The following is a 21,367-nucleotide window of genomic DNA, read 5'->3' on the forward strand; positions in this document are numbered from 1 at the left end:
TCAAGGCTTGGAGATATGAGAACCGAGATTCAAGAGCTCCTAGAGCGAGCATTTCGCCATCATCGCTCGGGTGAGCTGGATCAAGCTGAGAAATGCTACCTGGAGATCTTAAGCTTAGAGCCTAACCAGCCTGATGCCATTCAGTATTTGGGCATACTGGCCTATCAGCAGGAACAATACGTCAAATCTGTGGAATGGCTGGAAAGGTGTGTCAGCCTTGGTCAAAGGTCGGCATCGCTTTACACTAACTTGGGTGTGGCTTACGAGAAGCTAAACCGACCCGAAAGGGCAATAGAGTGCTATCAACAAGCCATCCAAATAGATCCAGAAAGCCTTAATGCAAACTTTAACTTAGGTCTGGCCCTTATCCAGCTTGAGCGCTGGGATGAAGCAGAGAAAGCTTTTCTGAAGGTTCTGGAGCTGGATCCGCAACAGTTTGAGGCAGCATACTTTCTTGGACAGGTACTGCTAAAGTTAGGCCAGGTAAATAGTGCTATCGGCATCCTAAAGAAAGCAGTAAAGGATCAGCCAGACTACCTTGAAGCTCATCTTCAGTTAATTGATGCCTTTTCTCTATCTGGAGATAAGGATCAAGCCATTCGACACGCAAAGCAAATAGAGCCCCTATTTTCGACTAGTGCCGACTTGCAAAACAAACTAGGTTTATTGCTAGTAGAACTGGGACACTATGAAGACTCAATCACTGCTTTTCAGAAAGCTTTGATGATCGAGCCCTCTGCTGTCACTCACTTGAACCTGGGTAGAGTATACGGTGAGGTCGGCCAAGAAGATAAAGAGATGGAGCACTATAAGAAGGCTATAGAGATCAATCCGAACTATGCAAAGGCTTATAACAATCTAGGGGCAGCTCTGAGCCGAAAGATCCAACCCCAAGCTGCAACAGAGATAGCCGTTCAGGAGCTAAATCTAGAAAGCAGAAAAAATCTTGAGGATCGATACCAAGCTATTCAAGCTGCAAGAGATTGCTTTCAAGTCGCCATTTCTTTGGATCCAGGGTACGCCGAAGCTCACCACAATCTGGGTGTTCTTTACAGGACAGAAAAGCGGTTGCACCTAGCCAAGCATCATATATGTCTTGCTATTGAGCTAAATCCAGGGGAATCAGAGTATTGGCATAGCCTGGGATGCTACTACTTAGATCTTGCTATGGGTGAAAAGGCAGTTCGATGCCTTGAACAAGCAATTAACCTAGATCCAACATCTGCCCGAGCCTACAATAACTTGGGTCTTGCCTACCAGTTATTGGGGAAGAAAGAGGAAGCAGAGTTTGCTTTTCATAGAGCTGCGGAGCTTTCCCCAGACTTTGCAGAAGTTTACTGCAACATCGGAGCTAGACTCTTTGAGCAGAAAAAGTACGATGATGCTTTAGAACATCTACAGGAGGCCATAAGGCTCAAGCCTGAATTAGCTGATGCATACTTCTACAAAGGCTTGACCCTGGCCAAGCTATCCCGAACTCAGGAGGCCATAGATAATTATCTACTGGCCATTGAAAGAAAGCCAAACTTCGCCGTGGCTTACCAAAATCTAGGCGGTGCTTATCTAGAGCAATGCAGATTACGTGAAGCACTGGCTAGCTATAGGAAAGCTCTCGAGATCGCTCCTGACTTTGCGGGTGCGATGTCAAATATCCTTATGGTCTCGCATTACTCAGAGAACTTTGATCCTCTAGAAACATTCTTGGAGCATCAACGGTGGGGTATTCGCTACCAAAGCCGATATCAAAGTTACTGGAAGCCCTACACAAACTCGCGAACCACTCAAAGGCCACTTAAGATCGGCTACCTGTCAGGTGATTTTCGATTGCATTCGGTACACTTTTTCATGAGTTCAATCTATGATAACCACAATCAAGAAAACTACCAGATTTATTGCTACTCAAATGTTGATCAACCTGACATGGTAACTGAGCAGCTCTCTGCATGGGCGACAGGATGGAGAGATATCAGTAAACTAAGCGACGAGAAAGTTGCAACGCTAATCAGAGAAGATCAAATTGATATTCTGGTGGATCTAAGCGGGCACACTGGCGGTACAAGAGTACACGTAATGGCTCTCCGTCCTGCACCTGTACAAGTTACCTACCTCGGCTATCCTGACACCACCGGTATGACCGTCGTGGACTATAGAATAACGGACAGCTTCGCAGATCCCTATGACGTAACTGATGGCTTGAATACCGAGAAGCTGATAAGAATGCCCCATAGCTTTCTCTGCTATAAGCCTTCTCGGGAGGCACCTGAGGTCACGGATCCACCTGTGGTTAAGAATGGCTTTATCACCTTTGGGTGCTGCAACAACCCTTCCAAAATTACCCCCCGAGTAATTAAGTTGTGGGCAACGATACTAAAGGCGGTACCCAACTCAGTTTTACACTTAAAGAATCAGCGGTATAGAGATGAGAGCACCTGTAAGATCTTCCTGCAAAGAATTGGAAGCCACGGCATTTCGGAAGAGCGAGTCAAGCTTGAATATGGTAGACAGGGCTTTGCTGAGCACTACGCAGCCTATGGAGAGGTGGACATTGCCCTAGATCCGTTCCCCTACAACGGAACAACGACAACCTGTGAGACATTATGGATGGGAGTTCCGGTAATAACGCTGGAGGGCTCAGCACATGTCTCCAGAGTTGGTGTGTCAATCTTAAAAACAGTAGACTTGCCAGAGCTAATTGCACAGACAGAGGAAGATTATGTTCGTATTGCCTCAACGCTGTCCGAAGATACAGAGCTTCTGGTCTGGATGAGAAGGACTATGCGAGAGCGTCTCTATTTGTCTCCCCTTCTTGACGGAAAGAGATTTACAGCTTTTTTAGAGAAGGCATATACCCAGATATGGGAACAGTACTGCCAAGATAGGAAAGGTAGAATTAGGTTCACAGATTTGCCATTTAAGTTTCGCAAGCATCCAAACTTGGCTAAACTTACTAAGATGGTTAGCTAGGAGCAATGGGTAAGCATGTTTAATCTACATATTGGTGGTAGAGAGCCACATCCTGACTGGAAAATACTTGACGTTTTGCCCTCGCCTGAAGTCGACTACGTCGCAAACGCAATTGACCTCAGCTTATTTGGAAGTGAAAGCGTAGATCAGATATACGCCTCACATGTTCTTGAGCACTTTGATTATCGAGAGGCAAAGGTAGCTTTGACAGAGTGGTATCGGGTACTGAAGAAAGGAGGAAGATTATATATCTCTGTGCCCAACCTAAAAGCGCTATCTAGAGTTCTTCTAAAGGACGATCTTTCCTATGATCAACTGGTGTACATCATTAGTATGTTCTATGGTGGCCAGGTCGATCAGTATGACTTTCATAAATATGGATATACCATTGAGAATTTAACTCATTTACTCAAAACTGTTGGCTTTGACTTCATCGTCCAAGTAGATCAGTTCGGTATGTTTAATGACGCAAGCACAATTGTTTACTGCAATGAGCTTATCAGTCTAAATGTAATCGCTCACAAGGAGTGAAGTGAAGAAAGGAAGTCATGTCTGAGCTATCTATAGCCTCTGTCTTGGGAACCTCAATGCCTCGCATTAAAGTAATTGCTGCAGGAGCATCTGATCTTGGGACTCCTGAGATCTATACTGAAATGATTCACAAGGGCTTTGGAGACTTAGTTGCATTTGAGCCCGATCGAGAAGCATACGAGCGGTTAAAAGAGAAAAGTTTTAGCAGCTCTAATGTTTTATACCTTCCTATGGCTGTTGGCGATGGCTCTGAATCGACTCTTTATCTAACCAACACCGGGATGACCTCATCTCTGTTCCAGCCCAACCATCAACTGCTGGAGAGGTTCCACGATCTAGCTGAGCTTTACCAAGTCGTCTCAGAGGAAAAAGTCAAGACGGTTCGCCTCGATGACCTGGAAGAGGCTTCAGATGCAGACTGGCTTGTCATGGATACTCAAGGAAGTGAGCTTAGCATTATCCACGGCGCCGCTCGTCTCCTCAGCGAGAGCATTGTAGTGGTTCAAACTGAGGTCCTGTTTGTCCCCCACTACATTGGCCAGCCCTTGTTTTCCGACATAGATATTGCTCTGAGGAAGCATGGCTTTCTTATCCATAGCCTTACTGGGATTGCCTGCCCAGTTATGAAGTCCTTTCCCAAGAATCTGACTTCTTTGTGCACCCAAGCCTCCTGGACTGACTTTATCTATGCCAAAGACTTTATGCGAGTGGGAGAGCTTCCCTCCAGAAAGCGGCTAGCACTTGCCGTAATTCTTCACGAGGCCTATCGCTCATACGACTTATGCTCTCATGTGCTCAAAATTCACGACGAGATAGAGGGCACCTCATTCTATGATATTTACCTTTCGAAGCTTTAAGATGTTATGTTTTTCGCCTTCAGGTCAAGGAAAGACCACATTCGCTTGGCCGCTTCTTCCCACGTCATGTTTTTTGTGTAGATCAACCCTTGCGAGAGTACAGAACTTCTATACTTTGTATCTCTCAATTGATCGATTGCCTGCGATATGGCATGTGGCTCCAGAGGTATCTCAATCCACGGTTCAGGCGCATTGGCATGTTCCACTTTTCTTTGAGATTCTCTGAGAATGATAACTGGACAGCCACATCGCATCGCCTCGAGAACATAATTGCCCATTCCAAGCTCGGGTTCAACCTCAAGTAACCCCGTAGCTCCTGTATAGAGTAGCGGTAACTCGTCAGGCGAAAGTTTGAGGTTGTGGATTCGAGCTCGAATTGGTTTAGATAGGTCCACGAAAGATTCCAAAGGTGAGTCAGTCCTACTTCCATCAACTGATAGGTAAACAACTTCCGGAACTTGCCCGGAAGCTATCTCGCTCAGGCTATCTAGGATAGCGCGGAAGGCTATCTTTCTTCGTTCCCCTGCTCCCGCCCTGTAAATGATGTAGGGACGAGTCAGATCTCGCTCTTCTCGAAACTTCCGTAGCTTTAGAGGAGGAGATGGCCCTAGGTCACCATGCAAGCCTGGGTAGATAACTTCAATATCTTCTTTAGAAATACCAGGATATTTTGCCATCAAGTTTGATGCCACCCACTCAGACGGACATATAAATGCCGATGCATTCAAAATGGAGTTATGTTTCTCTTGAGCTGCCAAGTTTGACAGAAACTCTTGGCTTTCATCCACACTATAAATCATTGCCACACTAGGTGTTCTAAGAGGATATGTGTACAAAGTTGAGATAAAGAGCGTTGACTTAAGCTGGTCACAGGCGCTCTGCAGACCTACGTGATCGGATTCAGCGTCTTCGTAACTATAGTCAGGAATCACCGCTATGACTGTATCGCCTGGAAGAGCAATACGTTGGCTTTCTCTCACCAGTACCACAAAGTCTCGACTGTGGCCAAGCTTTAACCATTCACCTACAACATTTTGCCAAAAGGTTATAATAGACGGTGGGGTTTCTAAGTTACTCTGCAAAGCAACACCATCAACAACAATCATTGGCTTTCCTCGAGCAAATCTTTAAGTAAAGACAACAGGCTTGAATCAAGCTTCTTAGATGGAGATAGGTCTTTCTGGAGGACGCCGTCCTCTATAAGACTAGCGTAGCGCGCTTCGGGAACTGCAATTAAGTTTGTCGCAGAGAGGCTGCGAGCTTGTTCCCGAGCTCTCGATAATTCGTTCAAGGTGGAGTTGTATGCAAAAAAAGTGTACCCCAGATCTGACAGGTAAGAGGATGTTTCCCTCGACACAAATCCCCCACCATCTTTTGCTTCTAGCTGAATGAGTGGGAGACAGCTTTTTATAAGTTCTCGACCTCCCTGTATAACACCTAAGGGATCTACAACTACATCTATCTTGACCATATCGACCAAAGGCTTTCTGTAAGAGCGCCACCAATCATCTAGCGTAATTTGCCGGATGATCTTTACAGGGTGGACTACTCCTGAAAGGTTAGTTACCACTCTATTGTACACACTATCGTCTGTTTCTAGAAAATATGTCTGCCCTGACTCGCTACCCACTGCATATGGGTTTATCGTAACTTGCGATAATCTATTAACGCTGACATTGTGTTTTAATATTTCCACACAAGATTGAGTTGGCTCAAACGCAATTACTTTGCCTTTGGTTCCTACGGCCTGGGCAGCAACAAGAGTGTATAAGCCTACATTTGCCCCTACATCTATAAACATCATTCCCGGCTTCAGGTAGGACCTAACAAAGTCTATCCCTGACTCAAACCATCTTCCTTGGGCCAGATAACAATGAGTAACTAGTGAGTTTAAACTATCTTCTAGCCTCATTGTGTAACCCTCGTAGCATATATCAACAAATTCTCTTTTGCTTCTCAAATTTATCGAGTTTGATTCACCCATCTTTCTTTGAAGAAAGCTTACAGAAGTTTGATAACAGGCTTGAGCCCATCTTTTGGCTGTTTGTGTGGCCGTCATAGCCTGAATTTGCCTCAGATGCCTTATACCTTCGATCTGCAGGTTTTTAGATAGACCAAGGCCTAGGATTGCTTTAGCTCTTAGATCTTTGGGGTGAATTGAGGCAGCAATGCGCCAAAAAGGAATTACTTGTGTTTGGTAAGGCAGCCCTATTCTTTCTGCTATCCAGCGAGCTAAGTAATACAGGTACTGATCTATAGATGGTAGATCCGGATCAAGTGGCTCAAAGTCAGGGGAATCAACTTTCCATGCCAACTCATAACCTTCTATGTTTGGAGGGGGAATATCTTTCCATCTCTCTGGGTTTAACTCTAACTGGTTCAAGAGTTTAAGTGCTTCTTCTAAAAAAGTAAATGAGACACCTAGAACCCAAAGTGCATGGAGTCTATTCAATAAGCAGGGCAGATGATTTGGCTCAGTACTGATCCCTTGATCCCAGTAGTAGAGTGATACTGACCAAGCGTTTCTTCTTTCCTTTGCAGTAGGAGCCGTTTCTGCTACACGGGCTTGACTGATCCCGCGAGCATTCCAGGTTGAGCCTGATTCAGACAATGGGACTGCCATTTCCTTACCTAAGCTTAAACTTGTATTATGACCTACCGATTTATCCTAGCTGACGTAGCCTTTTGCATATTGCTGAGCAGTAGACTCAGTGCATAACTCTACACAAGCAGCAGCCATGGAGGGTAGTGTCACGAGAGGCTGCCGGTTAACCATAGCATCAAAGCTGTACGTTTGTTGTCACTGCTTCCTGGAATGGTATCATAGTTCTGATTTTCGGAGATCGTCATTTTGAATTGGACAGTTACCTCAGGCAGGCCTGACGCAAGTACGGCAGACTCCATCTACCTGTTACATCTCTTAAGCTTCCAGGCCCAATCTGCATCTGCTATTGTTCTCAACTTTCGAGCCAACGTCTGCCGAGGTTTGTCTCGAGACAGCGCATCTTAAACAAGGTTGTTCCTATGCTACGTCACATCAGCACCTGTACTCTTCTTCTCAGCTTGGGTAGCACGATCGCCTGTACGCAGGCCACACCAGCGCAAACCCCCGACCAGGTGGTGAGCACCTTTATCGCTGCCACCGAAAAGGGGGATTGGGGCACCGCCGACGGCTACCTGACCGAGCGCTTCAGCAATGCCCTCAGGCCGGGATCCCTGCCTTCGATTTGGGGGGCAGCGGGAGAGAATGTGCAGGTGCGCAACCAAGAGGTGAGCGGCAAGACGGCCTACGTGTGGGTGGAGGGCGAGTCCTCTCTGGAAGAGGCGGCGCAGCGCCTGGGGCTGGATCCCTTGACTTTGCGCAAGTACCTGACCGAGCCGGATCTTGCCGATCCCACCTATCAGCAGTTGGCCCCGCAATTGGTGGGCCTGCGCCTGGAGGGAGACACGGTGACTTCCCGCCTCAAGATCACCCTTTACCGACAGGAGGGCGGCTGGCGAATCGAGGTGTGGCAACCGGATAAGCCGCCCGCAGAGGGATCCCAGCCGGAGAACCCTGAGCCCTCTCCCTCTCCGGCAGAAACTGAGCAACCTGCCGAAAATCAGCAGTGAAGTGGCGGGGGAAAGGTGTTGAAGAAAGCTTGGTTCTTGCTGGCCCTGGTTTTGCTCAATGGCTGCGGGCAGACGCAAACGGCCAAAGAGACGCTGCAAGCCTTTGTGCAGGCGGCCAACGCTCGGGATTTTGCCACGGCAGAAGCGCTGCTCACCCCGCGGCTGCTGAGGGGGATCCCGCCGGGCGCCCTGGATCGCTCCTGGCCCTCGGCAGAGGAGTTCACCCTCACTCCTATCCAGGAGGTGGGCAACACGGCCATCTTTCAGGTAGACGCAATCCTGAGGCCGGAGGCAGTGGTGCCCACTTTGTACTTCCAGTTCACCGCCGCGGAGCTGCAGCAATTCTTAACCGAGCCGGATCGGGAGGATCCGCGGTTTCGCCCTTTTCGCTCCCAGTTGGGTTTCTACGAGCCGCTGCCGGACGGGCGTCTGCGGGCGGCGATGGAAGTTACTCTCTACCGCCAGGCCCAGGGATGGCGGGTGGAGCTGGCCCGTCTGCAGCCTCTAAACACGAGAGTTCTCTACGAGCCGATCCAGCTAGCAGAAGAAGCGCAACCTTTTCGACTGACAGGAACGGTGCGGCTCCTCAACCGCGAGGAAGGCTGGATCGGGGTCAATTTGGACGAGGTCAGCCCCAACCTGCAGCGCTACGCCGGCACCTGGGTCTCGGTGGTTCCTGCGGAAGATGTCCAGGTCATCCGCCTTGGCCGCCCCGCCAGTTGGCTGGAGCTGCGCCCAGGGGACGAGGTGGAGATGGAGGGCAAGGTGCGTTTTGCCGTCAATGCCGACGCCGAAGGGCGGATCCCGGCGGCGATTCGGGCCGAGCGCATCCGGGTGCTGCAGATCCCCAGCCCCTCTCCCTGAGGGATCCCTCACCCCCGGCCCCTCTCCCTGAGGGATCGCCCTCACCCCCGGCCCCTCTCCCTCAGGGAGAGGGGGGTAGTGTTCCATCGTGGGTGGGAGGGGAGCTGACGCGGGATCCCTGAACTTAGCGCAGGGGCGAGTGCAGCAGCACCACCAGCCGCTCTTCCAGGAACTTGAGGTTGGCCACCACTTGGTTAAAGGCCTCTTCGGGGGTCCAGTCCATGAGATCTAGGGCCTTGGCCGCCAGCGCCTGTACGGGCACAGGCTCTTCCCCAAAAACATCAATCAGCCAGCGTACCGAGAAGGGATCGATGACAATGTTGCCTTCGGATCCCGGCCAGCCGTTGATGTTGACCGGGCCGTTGTCGCGGATGGCATTCTCGAAGGCAACCTTGGCGTTGAGACGCAGCAGCAGAGGATGGGCCTGCACGGAGCCGTTTCGCCATTCTTCCAGGGTAAAAGGGGCTGGTGGAGCGGGGCGAGGGTGGCCACACCAAAAATCAATCAGCCGGGTCAGGTTGGGAAAAATCAGCTCGATAAAGTGCAGCAGCTCCTCTTGGCTGAGCTTTTTAAGGTGGCGCAGGGCGTAGGGAACCGGCTTGGTGAGGACTCGCTCCAGCTTCCACTGCTGCCAGTTCACCATGCTAATGAACTCCAGCCCGGCCTGGCGCAGCATCTCGAACACCTGGGGCACCGTAAAGCCTTTGTCGCTGCGCAGCAGAAAGTTGGCCAGGATCCCGTTGGTGGTTTTGATGGCGTCTCCCTGCCAGTGGCTTTTGACGAAGCTGCCTTCATGGAGGGCATCCATCAGCTCTCGGAGAATGGGAACAGCTTTGGCAGCCGGCTCGTCCATCACCCCCAGCAGCTCCATGGCATCCTGCATGTTGAAAATAAACTGCCGCTGATAGAGGCTGTGGACGTTGGTGCGGATAATGCCCTCGGGTTTGAGCACCTGGCGCATGCCTTTGAGTCCGGCCACCGGATCTTCCAGCAGGTAGAGCACGTCGTTGCAGGCGATGAAATCAAACTGCTCCCCTAGCGCTCCCATGTCGGTGATGTCTGCTACTTCAAAGCGCACATCTGGGATCTGGTGGAACTCGAAGCGCTGCCGGGCCATCTCCAGCGATTTCGGCGAGATATCCACCCCGACCAAAGAGGCACCTGGGTTGGCCGTGGCCAGAACCAGGGTTTCCCAGCCGGAGCCGCAGCCGGCGTTGAGCATCACTTTGCCTTCGGGCTTGACCACCTTGCGATCTCGCACGTAGCAGGCGGTGGTGTAGCTGTTGGCAAACAGGGCAAAGGTATCCGTAACCGTCTGCTCGATGGGGACGTTGGGATAGGGAAATTCATCGAACTGCGCCTGCACCAACTTCGAGGCAGATTGCTCCGGCATAGGGATCCTTTTTTCTCTGGAGCCTATGGTAGCCAATCTTTAGCTTGACAGCGCCTCTTGTTTATTCCAGCCGCTCCTCGGTTTGCGGGTCAAAGAGGTGGAAGTGATCCATGTCAAAGACCACTTCTGCCCATTGGTTGACGCGAAGCTGGGTACGGGGATCCACGCGGGCCACAAACTCCTGCTCGGGGAGGATCCCTTCGGCGTCGGTGGTGCTGAGGTGGAGGATGACCTCGTGGCCCATCAGCTCGGCGACCGAGACTTTGGCGCGCACGCGGGCGGGTTGGATCCCTGGGGGTTGGTACTGGGGATCGTGGATGTTTTCCGGGCGGATGCCGAAGATGACCGGCTGGCCGGCGCGGGGCCGATAGGAATCCGCCTGGTGGGGGGGGATGGGCACACGGAAGGCGCCGCTATCCACCCAGAGGGTGCCCTCTTGCTCCCGCAGCTTGGCTGAGAAGAAGTTCATGGAAGGGCTGCCGATGAAGCCGGCCACAAACAGGTTGGCGGGGCGGCTGTAGAGGGCCTGGGGAGTATCCACCTGCTGCAGGCGGCCATCCTTCATGACGGCGATGCGGTTGCCCATGGTCATGGCTTCCACCTGGTCGTGGGTGACGTAGATGAAGGTGGTGCCCAGTTGCATGTGCAACTTGCTGATCTCGGCCCGCGCCTGCACCCGCAGCTTGGCGTCGAGGTTGGAGAGGGGCTCATCCATCAAAAACACCGCCGGGTTGCGCACAATGGCCCGCCCGACGGCAACCCGCTGCCGCTGTCCACCGGAAAGTTCCTTGGGCTTGCGGTGGAGCAGGTGTTCGATCCCCAGCCGCTTGGCCACCCCCCGGACGCGGCTTTCGATCTCTGCTTTGGGCAGGCCGCGCAGCTTAAGGCCAAAGGCCATGTTCTCGGCCACGGTCATGTGGGGGTAGAGGGCGTAGGACTGGAAGACCATGGCGATGTCCCGATCCTTGGGGGGAACGTCGTTCACGCGGCGGTCGCCGATGTAGATGGAGCCGGTGCTCACCTCTTCCAGGCCGGCCAGCATGCGCAAGGAGGTGGTCTTGCCACAGCCGGAGGGGCCGACGAAGACGAGAAATTCCCCATCTTCGATGGCGATGTTCAGATCGTGGACGGCCGTGGTGTCGCCGTAGCGCTTGGTAACGTGTTCGTAGGTCACGCTGGCCATGCTCTCGCTCCCCAGCCACTTCGCCCTCAACCTTATCCAACCCCAGGGGCAGAGGTCAAATCGGATCCCTGGGAGGGAGTATTCCCTCACCCCCGGCCCCTCTCCCAGCCCTCACCCCCAGCCCCTCTCCCTCAGGGAGAGGGGAGTTGAGGATGGACAAGCCAAAAAGCAAAAAAGGTAGGCTCATGGCCTACCCTCTGGGATCTGGATTTTGCTTAAGCCGAAAGTGGCGCTTGTCTCAGGCAATTAGGAGACAACGTTCACTTTGACCACTTGGGCTTTTTCAGAGTCCGCTTTGGGCAGAGTCAGGGTGAGGATGCCATCTTTGTATTCCGCTTTCACCTGATCGTGCTTGATCCGGTTGGGCAGCGGGATCACCCGTTGGAAGCGCCCGTAGCGGAACTCGGTGCGGGTTACGCCTTTGTCTTCGGAGCGTTTTTCAAAGCGCCGCTCACCGCTGATGGAGACCGCTTCCGCCGTCGCTTGGATGTCCAGATCGTTGGGGTTCAAGCCGGGCAGCTCCAGCTTGAGGGTAATGGTCTCTGGATCGTCGTGCATTTCCACCGCCGGCACGAAGGCAAAGGCATCGGTCTCGGCGGGACGGGTCATCAGCCGGTCAAACATCCGGTTCATTTCCCGTTGAATTTCGTCAATTTCCCGAAAGGGATCCCAGCGAACCAGAGCCATATCTATCCACCTCCTGATCAGATTTTGGTTAACTTTTGGTTAGCTTCTCTTTAAGCTTTACTCACAAGGCTTTAGCCTAGCCTCTGTACATTAAAATAAGCTTTCTGGCTGGCTCCAGAGGTCGAGTTTTCTGGAAATCGGTTGGGGTATTTTCTCACCCAAGAATCAGGAGAAAGCTCTCAGGAATCGCTGCGCTGGGGCGGGCGATGGGATCTCGTTTGCAACCATAAACTCAGGCCGGTAGCCACCATCACCAACAGCCCCAGGCCGTTTAAGAAGGGGTAGATGGCCTGCAGATCCAGCGGCCCCCACTGCCCTTTGTGGATTTGGATTAGCCAGTAGTAGTCCAAGTTGTCGTTGAGGCGGGCAATTTGGTAGAGGGATCCCGTCACCACCGTCACCACCAAGGGCAGGGCCAGGATGGGAGCGAGGGCGCGGTGGATCTGGCGGGTGAGTTTTCTGGACAGGGCCATCAGGATTTCTCCAAGGCTAGCAAACCATGCTGCCATGGTATCAGGGTGGCCCCTTTAGGAACGGATCCCGAGGACTTCCTCCAGCTTGGGCATTTGCTCGCGGGGGATGATCCGCCCTTCGTCCTCAAAGCCGGGGATCTCGTGGAAGTTGAGGTAGCGGTACAGCTCGCCGGCAAAGGGCTGGATCTTGGTGGCCACGATCTCCCGGTATTCCTCAGGGGTAGGGATCCGCCCCAGGAGGGCGCAGGCAGCCGCCAGCTCGGCGGATCCCAGATAGACCCGCGCGTCCTTGCCCATGCGGTTGTTGAAGTTGCGGGTGGAGGTGGACATGACGGTGGCCCCATCTGCCACGCGGGCCTGGTTGCCCATGCACAAGCTGCAGCCCGGCATTTCCGTCCTCGCGCCGACAGCGGCAAAGGTGCCGTACACCCCTTCGGCGCGCAGTTGCGCCTCGTCCATGCGGGTGGGTGGGCAGATCCAAAATTGGCGTACCTTGGCCCGACCTTGCCCTTCCAAGATCTTGGCGGCAGCCCGGTAGTGGCCAATGTTGGTCATGCAGGAGCCGATGAACACCTCGTCAATTTGGATGGGTGTGTCGGGGTTGCCTGCCGCGTGCTGGGCGTGGACTTCGCTTAGAGTCATCACCTTGTCGGGATCGTTGGGGGCACAGACGATCGGCTCGGTGATGCTGCTGAGATCAATCTCGATCACGGCAGCGTATTCGGCGTCGGGATCCGCCTCCATCAGGGTGGGGTTGGCCAGCCAGGCTTCCATCTTGGCGATGCGCCGCAGCAGAGTTCTCGCATCCTGATAGCCGCGGGCGATCATGTTTTTCAGCAGCACCACGTTGGAGCGCAGGTACTCGGCGACCGTCTCGACGCTTAGCTTGATGGTGCAGCCGGCGCAGTTGCGCTCTGCCGAGGCGTCGGTAAACTCGAAGGCTTGCTCCACCTTGAGATGGGGCAGGCCCTCGATCTCCATAATTCGCCCGGCAAAGACGTTTTTCTTGCCCTGCTTCTCGACGGTGAGCAGCCCCCGCTGGATGGCCACGTAGGGGATGGCGTGGACGATGTCCCGCAGGGTGATCCCGGGTTGCAATTCCCCCCGGAAGCGCACCAGCACCGACTCCGGCATATTGAGGGGCATCACCCCCATAGCAGCAGCAAAGGCCACCAGCCCCGATCCCGCCGGGAAGGAGATGCCCAGGGGGAAGCGGGTGTGGGAGTCGCCCCCGGTGCCGACGGTATCCGGCAGCAGCATGCGGTTGAGCCAGGAGTGGATGATGCCGTCGCCGGGCCGCAGGACAACGCCCCCCCGCGAGGCAAAAAAGTCGGGCAGCTCTTTATGGATCTGGATGTCCACCGGCTTGGGATAGGCGGCGGTGTGGCAGAAGCTCTGCAGCACCAGGTCGGCACTAAACCCCAGGCAGGCCAGCTCCTTCAGCTCGTCGCGGGTCATGGGGCCGGTGGTGTCCTGGGATCCCACCGTGGTGATCAGCGGCTCACAACTGGTGCCCGGGCGCACCCCCGGCAGCCCACAGGCTTTGCCGACAATTTTCTGGGCCAGGGTATAGCCTTTGCCGGTGTCGGCGGGCGGGGTGGGACGGATAAATAGGGGAGAGGGATCCAGCCCCAGGGCCTGGCGGGTTTTGTCGGTGAGGGCCCGGCCAATCAAGAGGGGGATGCGGCCCCCCGCCCGCACCTCGTCCGGCAGGGTCACAGGCCGCAGGGAAAAGGTGGAGAGGACTTGGCCATCCTCAGAGCGGATGACGCCTTCGTAGGGATAGATGGTGACCACCATGCCCGTCTCCAGCCGTGAGACCTCGCACTGGATGGGCAGGGCGCCGGCATCTTCGGCGGTGTTGAAGAAGATAGGCGCGATCGTGCCTCCCAGAATCACCCCGCCGGCCCGCTTGTTGGGCACATAAGGAATGTCGTGGCCAATGTGCCAGAGCAGGGAGTTGAGGGCGGACTTGCGGGAAGATCCCGTGCCCACCACATCCCCCACAAAGGCCACGGGATAGCCGCGGCGCTTCAGCTCGGCAATAGCAGCCAGGGATCCCGGCGCGCGCGACTCCAGCATGCTCTGGGCGTGCAGGGGGATGTCTGGGCGGGTGGTGGCGTGGGCGGCGGGGGAGAGGTCGTCGGTGTTGATCTCGCCGGCAATTTTGAACACCGTTACGGTGATGGCCTCGGCCAGGGGCGGCCTGGCAGTGAACCACTCTCCTTCAGCCCAGGACTGCAGCACCTGCCGGGCGCGGGCGTTGCCGGCCTGGCTGAGTTCCAGCACGTCGTGGAAGGCATCGAAAACCAGCAGCGTGTGGCTGAGGGCGCGGGCCGCCGCGGCGGCAATCTCCGGTCGTTCATCTTGCAGCAGCTCCAGCAGCACCTGGACGTTATAGCCCCCCAGCATCGTCCCCAAGAGCTCCACCGCCCGCAGGGGGGTAATCAGAGGTGAGCGCGCTTCTTCCTTGGCCACAGCCGCCAAAAAGCCCGCCTTCACATAGGCCGCCTCATCCACCCCCGGCGGCACCCGCTCTGCGAGCAGATGCAACAAAAAAGCTTCCTCGCCGGCAGGGGGATCCTTGAGCAGCTCGCACACCTGGCTGGTCTGGGCAGCGCTCAAGGGCAGCGGCGGGATCCCTTGATCCGCGCGGGCAGCAACATGTTGGCGGTACTCGGCCAGCATGGGGAGGATTCCTCGGGTCACTCGACATGGGTATTTATTCTACCGCCAGGTCGGCAGCAGGAAGGGATCCCAGCAGCGCTTAGGATAGCTCCGCCAGCAGCTCTTTTTGGTATAGGCCGATACAAGCTTGGATTAACTCGTCCAGCTCCCCTTCCAAAATCGGCTCGAGCAGGAAGTTCTGGTTGAGGCGGTGGTCGGTGACGCGGTTGTCCTTGTAGTTGTAGGTGCGAATTTTTTCCGAGCGGGATCCCGTTCCCACCTGCATGCGACGGGCGGAGCTGATGGAGGCCTGTTGCTCCTGCAGCTTCATCTCGTAGAGCTTGGCCCGCAAAATCTGCATCGCCCGCTGCCGGTTTTGCAACTGGGATCGCTCCTCGGTGCAGAAGACGCGGATGCCGGTGGGCTTGTGGAGGAGATCCACCGCCGTTTCCACCTTGTTCACGTTTTGGCCGCCCGCCCCGCCGGAGCGCGCCGTCTTGATCTCGATGTCCTTGGGGTCGATCACCACCTCCACCTCGTCCACCTCCGGCATCACCGCCACCGTGGCCGTCGAGGTGTGGACGCGCCCCTGCGCCTCTGTCACGGGCACCCGCTGCACCCGGTGCACGCCGGCCTCAAACTTCAGCTTGCTATAGACCTGGTCGCCGCGGATTTCCAGGATGGCCTCTTTGTAGCCCCCCATCTCTCCTTCCGAGAGGCTGGCCAGGCGCACCGACCAACCCATCTTCTCGGCGTAGCGGGTGTACATGCGGGCCAAATCAGCCGCCCACAGCGCCGCTTCCTCGCCCCCGGTGCCGGCGCGGATCTCCAACATGATGTTTTTTTCGTCGTTGGGATCCCGGGGCAGCAGCAGCAGGGTGAGCTGTTGCTCCAGTTGCTCTTGGCGGGCGCGCAGTTGCTCGAGTTCCGACCTGGCCATCGCCTCCAGCTCCGGATCGGAGGCCGCCTCGCGCAGCAGCTCTTCCGTCTGCTTCAGGTCGCGAGTCAGCTTCTGCCAATCGTGAAAAGCCTGCACGGTGGCTTCCAGGGAGGAGCGGGCCTTGGCGATCCGCTGCAGCTCCGCCGGATCCGTCGCCACATCAGGATCGGCCAGGCGCACCGTCAGCTCCTGAAAAGTGGCCTCGACGTTCTTAAGCTGCTCGATCAGTTGAGCAGAAGCCATGGGTCTAGCCTCACCGAGAAGTCTAAGCAGGGCCCAAATGGGGAACCTTGGTGCAGAAACTCGGCTACTTGGCTTTCTTGCTGCCGCCCATGCCGTACTTGCGCATGAACTTCTCCACCCGTCCTTCGCTGTCGATGATCTTCTGGCTGCCGGTGAAAAAGGGATGGTTGCCGGACCAAACGTCGACCTTCAGCTCCGGCTGGGTGGATCCCACCGTCATCACCACTTCGCCGTTGCAGATGACTTTGGCTTCGGGATACCACTGTGGGTGTATTCCTTTTTTGGGCATGGCAATCTCCTCCTCTGGGCTTGTTTCTATACCCTTGTCTACCAACATCGACCTTGAAAAAGCAATGGCGGGGATCCCTAGCGCTTCGAGTACTGGGGAGCCTTGCGGGCCTTGCGCAGGCCGTATTTCTTCCGTTCCACGGCGCGCGGATCCCGTTTTAGGTAGCCCTCTACCTTCAAGGGGCCGCGATTGGCCGGATCCACCTCGCAGAGGGCGCGTGCCACCCCCAACTTGATGGCATCGGCCTGGCCGTGGACGCCGCCCCCATGGGCTCGCACCAGGATGTCGTAGGCGTTCTCCAAACCAAGGATCTCCAGCGGCGCTTTTACGTTGGCCAATAGCGCTTCTTGATACTGCAGATACTGGTCTCCCGGCCTGTCGTTGATGAGGATCTTGCCGGTGCCGGGCACCAAGCGCACGCGGGCAACAGCGGTTTTGCGGCGCCCGGTTCCCCAATAAACGGCTCGATGGCTGCTGGCTGCTTGCGTCATGCTTTGGCTCCTGGGATCGTGTGAACAGGATACACCTGCGGCTGCTGGGCCTCGTGGGGGTGGTGGGGGCCGGCGTACACCTTCAGCTTGGTAAATTGCCGCCGGCCCAAACGGGTGTGGGGCAACATCCCCTTGACCGCCTTTTCCACCACCCGCTCCGGCAGGCGAGCTTGCAGTTGGGCAAAGGTCTCGACTTTCATGCCGCCAGGGCGGCCAGAGTGGCGATGGTAAAGCTTTTGGGTGCGCTTTTTGCCGGTGACCACCACTTTTTCGGCATTGATCACGATTACATAGTCCCCCGTATCCAGATGGGGGGTGAAGTCGGGCTTGTGCTTACCCCGCAAGAGGGTGGCCACGGCCGCGGCCAGGCGCCCCAGCCGCTGGTCGGCAGCATCCACCAGGTACCAGCGGGGCGCCGCAGTTTCGGGAGTGGGAAGGGGAGTTTTGTTCATGGCAGCTAAGGAGGACAGAACTGCAGGATTGGACAAGAAAACGCTCAGACCAAGGAAGGGACACCCACAGCCAGATGGCGGGCTTCAGGGGGCCCCAAAAAGGGCAACAAGTGGGCAAACTGCCGCCCAAAAGGATCCGCAGCGTAGCCCACATCCAGCAAACACAACCCTTGCGGAGGGGCGCTGTAGCGGGTGCGCATCTGGCTCCAGTCGTTGTGCTGCCAGAGGTGGACAAATTGTTGCGGGCTGAGCTCGCCGCGGCCCACCACCTCCAGGGATCCCACCAGCAGCCGCATCATCCGGTAGAGGAAGCCGCTGGCCTGCACCTCGATGCTCACCAGATCCCCCAGCCGCCGGCAGAGCACCTCCTGCACCTGCACCCGCGAGTGGGGCCGGTCGGATCCGCGCCGCCGGAACGCTTCCAAGCTGTGCTCGCCCAGCAGGGAGTGGAGGGCCTCCGCCATCGGCTCCACCTGCAAAGGCCAACGCACCTGCCAGCTAAAGAGGCGCCAGAACACATCCGGCAGCTCCCGGTTCAGGATCAAGTAGCGATAGCGGCGCCAGCGGGCCGAAAAGCGGGCATGCCAGAAGTCAGCCACCTGAGCGGAAGCCAGTACCACCACATCTTCCGGCAGACAGTCGTTCAGCACCCGCGCCCACTCCGTGGGTGGGATGCCAGAGGTGGTGTCGAAGTGGGCCACCTGGCCTGAGGCATGAACCCCCGTATCGGTGCGCCCTGCCCCGTAGAGGGCCACCGGGTGCCCGGCCCGCGACGCAATCGCCTCCTCCAGCACCCCCTGTACGGTGCGGTGGCCCGCTTGACGCTGCCAGCCGCGAAAGCCGCTGCCGAGGTACTGAATTTTCAGGGCAATGCGACGGCTTTGCATGGGATCCCTTCACACCAGCTCGATGACCGCCATTTCCGCTCCGTCCCCCCGCCGACGCACGGTGCGCAGGATGCGGGTGTAGCCACCGGCCCGATCGCGGTAGCGCTCCGGCGCTTGCTCAAACAGAGAGCGCACCAGCTCCTTGTCGTAGACGTAGGCCAGGGCCTGCCGCCGCGCCGCCAAAGATCCCTCTTTGGCCAGGGTGATCATTTTCTCGGTGGTGGCGCGAATGGCCTTGGCGCGGGCTTTGGTGGTGGTGATCCGCCCTTCCCGCAGCAGAGCTGTGGTCAGCGCCCGCAGCAGGGCTTTGCGCTGGTCGGCAGGCTTGTTGAGGTGGGGGGTACGACGACGGTGACGCATGGTAACCTCTATCCTGGGCTCTTCGGGGATCCTGACTGAGTTTTGCGGTGACGCCGGCGGCGCCAAGCACCTTGGAGGGTTGCTTGGGGCTCTAGGCCTTACCCTTTTCGCGGGCGCGGGGCAGCGTTAGGCCAAAGCGATTCTTGAGGGCCTGGATCACCTCTTCGGCAGATTTCTGGCCGAAGTTTTTGATCTCCAGCAGATCCTCCTCGGTGTAGACCAACAGATCCGCCACCGTATTGATCTGGGCTCGCTTCAGGCAGTTGTAGGCCCGTACCGATAGCTGCAGCTCCTCGATGGGGATCTGGTTCTTTTGGTTATCTTCGGTTTGCTGAGGCGCTACCGGCGCATCGAAGCTGACCTCCTGCAGGGGCGAGAACAAGCTCACCAAAATGCGGGCCGCTTGACTGAGGGCCTCTTGCGGAGTGAGGCTGCCGTTGGTCCAGATCTCTAATATTAGACGATCTTTTTCCAGGGACTGGCCGACCCGGGCTGCTTCCACCGTGTAGTTCACCTTGCGCACCGGCATGAAGACGGAGTCGATCTGCAGAAAATCGATGGCCGTCGATTTGCTGTCGGAGTAATCGACGGCGCGGTAGCCATGTCCCCGGCCAATCATAAACTCCATTTCCAAAATCGCCCCTTCCGCCAAAGTGGCAATGTGGTGGCGGGGGTTGATCACCTCCACTTCGCTGGGCAATTGCAGCTTCTCGGCGGTAACTTCCCCCGGCCCTTGCGCCACCAAACGGCCCACCTGCGTGTCAGGAGCCGTGGAGCGCAGCACCAGCTCCTTCATGTTGAGCAGGATCTCCATCACGTCTTCCCGCACTCCCGGCACCGTGGAGAACTCGTGGCTCACGCCGGCGATGCGGACAGCGGTTACTGCCGTCCCTTCCAGATTGGAGAGCAACACCCGCCGCAGGGCGTTGCCCACGGTGATCCCTTGGCCGCGCTCCAGCGGCCCCAGAGCAAATTTGCCGTAGTGAACGCCGGTGGCATCCTGATGGGATTCAACGCACTCGGTCTGGTAGGCAACAGCGCTTGCGCTCGCTTTGCTGCTCAAAGCATGGAGGGTTCGGCTGGTTTGAATCATCATAATGGCCCCGTCCGTCTGGCTGGATATCCGCTTGGAGAACTTATGAAACTTCAGAGGTCATCTCGGGCAAACCGGTCGCTGGCGCGGCGCGTAGCCTTGGAAGAAACCCCCCAGACGCTCGCCCGGCCCTCAAGGCGGGATCCTTTAGACACGCCGCCGCTTGGGGGGTCGGCAGCCGTTGTGGGGAATGGGGGTAACATCCCGAATGAGGGTGATCTCCAGGCCCGTTGCCTGCAGAGCGCGAATGGCGGTTTCCCGGCCGGCTCCTGGACCGCTCACCATCACTTCGATCTGACGCATGCCGTTCTCCATCGCCTGCCGCGCTGCATTTTCTGCGGCCATTTGGGCGGCGAAGGGGGTGCCTTTTTTGGCGCCTTTGAAGCCGGTAGAACCTGCCGAAGCCCAAGACACTACATCGCCGTTGGGATCGGTGATGGTGACGATGGTGTTGTTGAAGGTGGACTGAATATAGGCCACTCCGTTAGGAACGTTCTTTTTGACTTTACGTCCGCGCCGTTGCTGCCGAGCCATGATCCATGCGTCCTTGCAATCAACTGTTTGACAACTGTTTGGGATTGGAATGGTCGAAGGGTCTTATTTCTTGGCAGGAGCTTTCTTCTTGCCGGCAACCGTTTTCCTCACCCCCTTGCGGGTGCGGGCGTTGGTGCGGGTGCGCTGGCCGCGTACGGGCAGACCCAGGCGATGGCGGCGGCCTCGATAGGTGCCGATGTCGATCAGCCGCTTGATGTTCATCGCCTCTTGGCGGCGCAGATCCCCTTCCACCTGGTACTCGCCCTCCACCACCGTCCGTAGGGCGGCCACCTCGGCGTCGCTGAGGTCACGGGTACGAGTATCCGGGTTAATGCCGGTTTTCGCCAAAATTTGACGCGAGCGGGTTAGCCCAATGCCATAAATGTAGGTGAGGGCGATCTCAACTCGCTTTTCTCGAGGGATGTCAACTCCCGCAATCCGTGCCATAGTCTGGGATGCCTTATAATCCGACCAATCAAACTAACTCGAACAAACTTGCCCAAAAGAACTGAGTTGCCTGCCGGCTGCTAAGATTGGGATCGCCAAAGTGGGGAATGTGCCACAGCAAGGCCAAACGTGGGATCCATGCTCTCACCGCCGCCCAAGGCTCTGCTCCGTTGTGCTAGGCTCCGCTGTCTTTGTCTTCTGCTGCGCTCCTGGACACAGCCGCCGTCGTGCCCTTATCCCTGCCGCTGCTTGTGCTTCGGGTTGGAAGAGCAAATCACCATCACCCGCCCATGGCGGCGGATAACTCGGCACTTTTCACAGATCCGACGGACGGAGGGCCGCACCTTCATGGTTGATCCTGCTAAAACCAGCGAATATCCATTCTAAGTTCGTCTGGGCA

The 21,367-nt window shown here is 56.2% G+C and carries 22 protein-coding genes; 5 read left to right on the plus strand and 17 right to left on the minus strand.

All coding sequences use genetic code 11. From position 1 onward, the window contains the following. The first annotated feature begins 15 nt into the window (after positions 1-15). Genes NW851_RS00600 through NW851_RS00610 form a run of 3 tightly spaced genes read left to right on the plus strand, consistent with a single transcriptional unit; the run spans position 16 to position 4,352 of the window. Positions 16-2,964, plus strand: a complete 2,949-nt coding sequence (locus tag NW851_RS00600) for a tetratricopeptide repeat protein (protein WP_414336544.1) — start codon at positions 16-18, stop codon at positions 2,962-2,964. A 15-nt stretch (positions 2,965-2,979) separates the two neighbouring features. Continuing rightward, a complete protein-coding gene (locus tag NW851_RS00605; protein ID WP_414336546.1) occupies positions 2,980-3,495 on the plus strand; it encodes a class I SAM-dependent methyltransferase in 516 nt (171 codons plus the stop codon). Between the two features lie 17 nt (positions 3,496-3,512). Then, the gene (locus NW851_RS00610) at positions 3,513-4,352 is read left to right on the plus strand and encodes an FkbM family methyltransferase (protein ID WP_414336548.1); all 840 of its coding nucleotides are present in this window, start codon (positions 3,513-3,515) and stop codon (positions 4,350-4,352) included. On the opposite strand, the gene NW851_RS00615 is transcribed toward NW851_RS00610, so the two are convergent. Together NW851_RS00615 and NW851_RS00620 are read right to left on the minus strand one after the other, a co-directional pair. Further along, positions 4,349-5,458, minus strand: coding sequence for a hypothetical protein (locus NW851_RS00615; RefSeq protein ID WP_414336550.1), 1,110 nt, complete (start codon positions 5,456-5,458; stop codon positions 4,349-4,351). The two genes, NW851_RS00610 and NW851_RS00615, sit on opposite strands and share 4 nt — an antisense overlap. Continuing rightward, entirely contained in the window at positions 5,455-6,975 is a 1,521-nt protein-coding gene (locus NW851_RS00620; protein ID WP_414336551.1) for an FkbM family methyltransferase, read from the minus strand. The genes NW851_RS00615 and NW851_RS00620 overlap by 4 nt, the downstream gene beginning before the upstream one ends. A gap of 401 nt (positions 6,976-7,376) precedes the next feature. Between NW851_RS00620 and NW851_RS00625 the strand changes: the two genes are divergently transcribed. Both NW851_RS00625 and NW851_RS00630 read left to right on the plus strand, forming a co-directional pair. Further along, entirely contained in the window at positions 7,377-7,964 is a 588-nt protein-coding gene (locus tag NW851_RS00625) for a hypothetical protein (RefSeq protein WP_414336553.1), read from the plus strand. Positions 7,965-7,982: 18 nt separating this feature from the next. Beyond that, the gene (locus NW851_RS00630) at positions 7,983-8,828 is read left to right on the plus strand and encodes a hypothetical protein (RefSeq protein ID WP_414336554.1); all 846 of its coding nucleotides are present in this window, start codon (positions 7,983-7,985) and stop codon (positions 8,826-8,828) included. 124 nt (positions 8,829-8,952) lie between these two features. Here the strand turns inward: NW851_RS00630 and NW851_RS00635 are convergent, their stop codons facing one another. The 15 genes from NW851_RS00635 to rpmJ all read right to left on the minus strand — a co-directional run bounded on the left by NW851_RS00635 (position 8,953) and on the right by rpmJ (position 21,317). Beyond that, the gene (locus tag NW851_RS00635) at positions 8,953-10,221 is read right to left on the minus strand and encodes a class I SAM-dependent methyltransferase (protein WP_414336044.1); all 1,269 of its coding nucleotides are present in this window, start codon (positions 10,219-10,221) and stop codon (positions 8,953-8,955) included. A 61-nt stretch (positions 10,222-10,282) separates the two neighbouring features. Beyond that, positions 10,283-11,404, minus strand: a complete 1,122-nt coding sequence (locus NW851_RS00640; RefSeq protein ID WP_414336555.1) for an ABC transporter ATP-binding protein — start codon at positions 11,402-11,404, stop codon at positions 10,283-10,285. Between the two features lie 246 nt (positions 11,405-11,650). Further along, positions 11,651-12,091 carry an Hsp20/alpha crystallin family protein gene (locus NW851_RS00645; protein WP_414334846.1) on the minus strand — a complete coding sequence of 147 codons (441 nt, stop codon included), beginning with the start codon at positions 12,089-12,091 and terminating at the stop codon, positions 11,651-11,653. Between the two features lie 179 nt (positions 12,092-12,270). Then, positions 12,271-12,564 (minus strand): PepSY domain-containing protein, encoded by a 294-nt coding sequence (locus NW851_RS00650; RefSeq protein ID WP_414334845.1) that lies wholly within the window; start codon positions 12,562-12,564, stop codon positions 12,271-12,273. A 54-nt stretch (positions 12,565-12,618) separates the two neighbouring features. Further along, positions 12,619-15,252 (minus strand): bifunctional aconitate hydratase 2/2-methylisocitrate dehydratase, encoded by a 2,634-nt coding sequence (acnB, locus tag NW851_RS00655; RefSeq protein WP_414336558.1) that lies wholly within the window; start codon positions 15,250-15,252, stop codon positions 12,619-12,621. Between the two features lie 79 nt (positions 15,253-15,331). Further along, positions 15,332-16,414, minus strand: a complete 1,083-nt coding sequence (gene prfA, locus NW851_RS00660) for a peptide chain release factor 1 (RefSeq protein WP_414334843.1) — start codon at positions 16,412-16,414, stop codon at positions 15,332-15,334. Between the two features lie 64 nt (positions 16,415-16,478). Then, on the minus strand, positions 16,479-16,703 hold the full coding sequence (gene rpmE, locus NW851_RS00665; RefSeq protein WP_414334842.1) for a 50S ribosomal protein L31: 225 nt from the start codon (positions 16,701-16,703) through the stop codon (positions 16,479-16,481). A gap of 77 nt (positions 16,704-16,780) precedes the next feature. Then, a complete protein-coding gene (gene rpsI / locus NW851_RS00670; RefSeq protein WP_414334841.1) occupies positions 16,781-17,194 on the minus strand; it encodes a 30S ribosomal protein S9 in 414 nt (137 codons plus the stop codon). Next, positions 17,191-17,646: a 50S ribosomal protein L13 gene (gene rplM, locus NW851_RS00675; RefSeq protein ID WP_414334840.1), complete on the minus strand. Its 456-nt coding sequence runs from the start codon at positions 17,644-17,646 to the stop codon at positions 17,191-17,193. The genes rpsI and rplM overlap by 4 nt, the downstream gene beginning before the upstream one ends. 44 nt (positions 17,647-17,690) lie before the next feature. Then, positions 17,691-18,533, minus strand: a complete 843-nt coding sequence (truA, locus tag NW851_RS00680) for a tRNA pseudouridine(38-40) synthase TruA (RefSeq protein WP_414336562.1) — start codon at positions 18,531-18,533, stop codon at positions 17,691-17,693. A gap of 9 nt (positions 18,534-18,542) precedes the next feature. Continuing rightward, positions 18,543-18,893 (minus strand): 50S ribosomal protein L17, encoded by a 351-nt coding sequence (gene rplQ / locus NW851_RS00685; protein WP_414334838.1) that lies wholly within the window; start codon positions 18,891-18,893, stop codon positions 18,543-18,545. 91 nt (positions 18,894-18,984) lie between these two features. Then, complete coding sequence (locus tag NW851_RS00690; protein ID WP_414334837.1) at positions 18,985-19,989, minus strand: DNA-directed RNA polymerase subunit alpha; 1,005 nt, start codon at positions 19,987-19,989, stop codon at positions 18,985-18,987. A gap of 144 nt (positions 19,990-20,133) precedes the next feature. Further along, a complete protein-coding gene (rpsK, locus tag NW851_RS00695; protein ID WP_414334836.1) occupies positions 20,134-20,520 on the minus strand; it encodes a 30S ribosomal protein S11 in 387 nt (128 codons plus the stop codon). Between the two features lie 63 nt (positions 20,521-20,583). Next, on the minus strand, positions 20,584-20,967 hold the full coding sequence (rpsM, locus tag NW851_RS00700) for a 30S ribosomal protein S13 (protein ID WP_414334835.1): 384 nt from the start codon (positions 20,965-20,967) through the stop codon (positions 20,584-20,586). Between the two features lie 233 nt (positions 20,968-21,200). Beyond that, entirely contained in the window at positions 21,201-21,317 is a 117-nt protein-coding gene (gene rpmJ / locus NW851_RS00705) for a 50S ribosomal protein L36 (protein WP_011433187.1), read from the minus strand. Positions 21,318-21,367: the final 50 nt, after the last annotated feature.

Origin of the sequence: Synechococcus sp. H55.7 (genome assembly GCF_047462395.1) — a bacterium.
Taxonomy (GTDB): Bacteria; Cyanobacteriota; Cyanobacteriia; order Thermostichales; family Thermostichaceae; genus Thermostichus.